The organism is Kurthia populi (assembly GCF_042686175.1).
In the GTDB taxonomy this organism is placed as follows: Bacteria; Bacillota; Bacilli; order Bacillales_A; family Planococcaceae; genus Kurthia; species Kurthia populi.
This window is the reverse complement of sequence record NZ_JBHUOR010000077.1, coordinates 1-3465: the sequence shown is the minus strand read 5'-3', so window position 1 is coordinate 3465 and position 3465 is coordinate 1. Positions and strand designations below refer to the sequence as shown.

The following is a 3465-nucleotide window of genomic DNA, read 5'->3' as shown; positions in this document are numbered from 1 at the left end:
ATGTACATACTATTCACCTCAAGTTCTAGTATGTTACATTTAATGGTAAATTTGTACATCTTTAAGTGATTTTATATGTACACGTTTAAATTAGCATTTATACGCGGCTCTATGGGGTAGTTTTTAATAGAAAATGCTCTTTTTTTCATCCCATAAAATCGAAATTCCATCTGGATCGTGTCATTTATTTAAATAACGAATATTTTCGCTGCAACTGCCGAAAATTCTCGTTTGCTGCTACAAAAAAAGCCCTTTTGAGCAAGAAAATAGTCAAAAAACACCCGTTAGAGTAGCTCTAGCGGGTGTTTTCTGCTGATATTCTATACAACAATTTTGTATTTATCGCCAAATTAATCCTAAAGATTTGTTATTTGCTTTATCCTAAGCAAATGATTACTACATAACTATGTAAATAAACATACGGATAGCACTTATTAAAAAATATGTCGTAGTTAAAACACGCTTTCTGAGGTAATTCGGTATTTCTAGCAAATCATTTACATCTGCCACATAAAAAAAGAAGCCGCTTGATGCGACTTCCTTCAAAAAATTAATGCAATGTTTTCGTGAAATTTTTGCGTTTATACAGCAAATAACATGCTGTGATGCCTAATAAAATGGCGGCACCGATAAAAACAAATTGAATCGCCATAAAATCAGCAACATAGCCGACTAAAAGTGTGGCGACAACAAATGCGACGCCATTTAAAACTTCCTGCGCGCTATATATTTTTGCAAGCATCTGTTCATCTGCTCTCACCTGTATCCATGAGGCCATAAGTATTCCTTGCAGCTGCGTCACAAAACCAAAAGCAGCAGACAATACAAGCGCCATAAAAGGCCACGTATTTATACTAAAACCTAGCATAACAACGGCGATGATAATGCTGCTTAGCAAAAGCCATTTGCGGAAATTCATCTGAAAATACTGTTCAAGCTTCATACATACTGAAGCACCCACAAGTAATCCTACAAAAAAGCTGGTATTAATATAGCCCCACCATGCCTCAGAAACTTGGAGCACTTCATCTACAAAAATGTAAATAAAGGCAGCTACCCATACAACATTCGCAAACGTTGATAAAAATGAAAGAATTTGAAGACTGCGAAACGATCTGTTATACCAGATAATTTGGAAGCCCTCCATTAATTCACTTTTTTCCAAAACGGTTTCTTTTCGTATAAATTCCGTTGCATCTTTAATACAAAAAATAGCCAATGTTGATAGGACATATAATGCTAATGTCAGCATAATAATCCACGACCCATTTGTCATCGCAACAATTAGCCCACCAAGTGCCCAGCCACCTAATCTTGTGGATTCATTAAGCATTGATAAAAAACTATTTGCGCGAATTAAACGAGCCTTTGTGACAAGTCTCGGTAGCATCGCTTCACTCGAAGGCAATGCTACTCCATCAAGCAATGCAATGATAAAAATCATTGCACATACAACGACTAAATTTGTGGTTGTCATCACACTAAAAAGAAGACATGCGAGTAATATCGTTTTTAAAAATTGCGACACCAATAAGATTCTTTTTAAACGCCATCGATTTAAGAAAAATGGTGCAACCGAGCTACTCATCATACGCCCGGACATATTTAATACTGGTAATAATGCCAGTGTAAATGTAGATTCATTGAACTGATACAAAATCGAAATGAGACCGACAATGTAAAAAACATCACCTAAATTGGCGAATAATTGACTTACCCATAAAAAATGGAACGATTTTTTCATCTTCCCTACCCTTTCTTTTATAAAAAATTTAAAAGGTAGTTTGAAGCTACATCTGATCCCCTCCCATTTTCAAAAAAAAACACACAAAACTAATGCCAAAATTATTTTTAAAATTTAGATAGTTACTACTGGCGGGAAGATGAAATAATTAACTAGATTATATCATAAATTCAGAATTTTTAATAAACCAATTAATTATTTAACTAATTAATAATTTAATTAGTTAAATATCGATACAAATACTATCGTTCTTTTCATTCACAAACGACTAATTAATCATTTTATAAATTAATTAGTTAATTTTCTTATAAAAAAAAGAGAAATCCACGAGGGATTTCTCCATTTTAGTACTTACTATTATTCATATTCTTTTTCAAATGTTTTTGTGCTGCGTACTGTATCAATCGGGCGTACTAATGCTTCAATTTCTTCGCGTTTGTCTTCAAAGAATGGAGGTAATGATAATTTTTCACCTAATGTTTCATAAGGCTCATCCCCTTGGAACCCAGGACCCTCTGTAGCAAATTCAAATAATACGCCGTTTGCTACGCGTACATATAATGATTCGAAGAAGAAACGGTCTACATAACCAGATGTGCGGAAGCCGATTGTTTCTAAGCGTTGTTGCCATTGTAAAAGTTCTTCTTTATCACGAACACAGAATGCAGCATGGTGAACTGTACCGAAACCTTGCATACCTTGTGGCAATTGATCGTTAAATTCTACGATGACACGTGCACCATTACCCCCTTCACCTACTTCAAATAAGTAAAGATTATCTTCTTGTGCGATTTTTTTATATCCCATTGCATCCACTAATACAGCAGAGAAGTAATCAATATCAGCAATACGAATCACAACTGGACCTAATCCTGTAATCGCAAATTCATCTGGCACTGGACCTTTCGACCAAGGTTTCCCTGATGGACGTCCCTCATTTGTTTCATCTGAAACGAATTGATATTGCTGCTCATCAAAATCTTCAAATGCTAATATTTTCACATCAAATTGTTGTTCAATTCCTGTATGTTTAACACCTAAGCGGTCGAAACGTTTTACCCAGTAATCTAATGCTGCATCACTAGGGACACGGAATGATGTACGGTGAATTTCGTTCGTTCCATGTGTTCCTTTTGGAATTCCAGGGAAATCGAAGAATGTCATATCTGTTCCGGCATTCCCTTCATCATCTGCAAAGAATAAATGATATGTTTGAATATCATCTTGGTTTACCGTCTTTTTAACAAGACGCATGCCTAATGTATACGTGAAGAATTCATAGTTTTTTTCTGCATTACTTGTGATTGCTGTTACATGGTGCATACCTTTTAAGTTTTTCATTTTTATTCCTCCTGATTCAATATCTTTATTTTTAATATCTTGATTTAAAGATATAATAGCACGCAAATTTTATCCTGTCAACACATTCAACTACACTATTAAAAAAACGGGAATTACATGCACGCAATTCCCGCTTCCTTTATTTCATTAAAATGCTTGTAATGATAAAGACAAATCTTACTGCTTACAAAGTGCTTCTACTTTTTCGAAATTGCTAAATCATTCATTTTCACACCTCTTGTTAAATTAAAATGAATATGTTAAATTCAATTAACATCACTAGTGTCGCATAAATTTTAACAGAATTTTCTGTTTTCTTATTTTTTCATTTGAGAAGAAAAACGAAGACACTGGAACAGAGGTAGTAAACAGCCATTTTT

At 34.3% G+C, this 3465-nt stretch carries 2 protein-coding genes; both read right to left on the bottom strand.

Annotated features, from left to right (window positions below; all coding sequences use genetic code 11):
* Nucleotides 1-550: 550 nt before the first annotated feature.
* Entirely contained in the window at nucleotides 551-1744 is a 1194-nt protein-coding gene (locus ACFSY7_RS10575) for an MFS transporter (RefSeq protein ID WP_380147805.1), read from the bottom strand.
* A gap of 357 nt (nucleotides 1745-2101) precedes the next feature.
* Entirely contained in the window at nucleotides 2102-3085 is a 984-nt protein-coding gene (locus ACFSY7_RS10570) for a ring-cleaving dioxygenase (protein ID WP_380147804.1), read from the bottom strand.
* Between the last annotated feature and the right edge of the window lie 380 nt (nucleotides 3086-3465).

Excerpts from the sequence above, each read along its gene's own strand:
- ACFSY7_RS10570 (WP_380147804.1), bottom strand. The coding sequence starts at position 3,085 with ATGAAAAACTTAAAAGGTATGCACCATGTAACAGCAATCACAAGTAAT.
- ACFSY7_RS10575 (WP_380147805.1), bottom strand. The coding sequence starts at position 1,744 with ATGAAAAAATCGTTCCATTTTTTATGGGTAAGTCAATTATTCGCCAAT.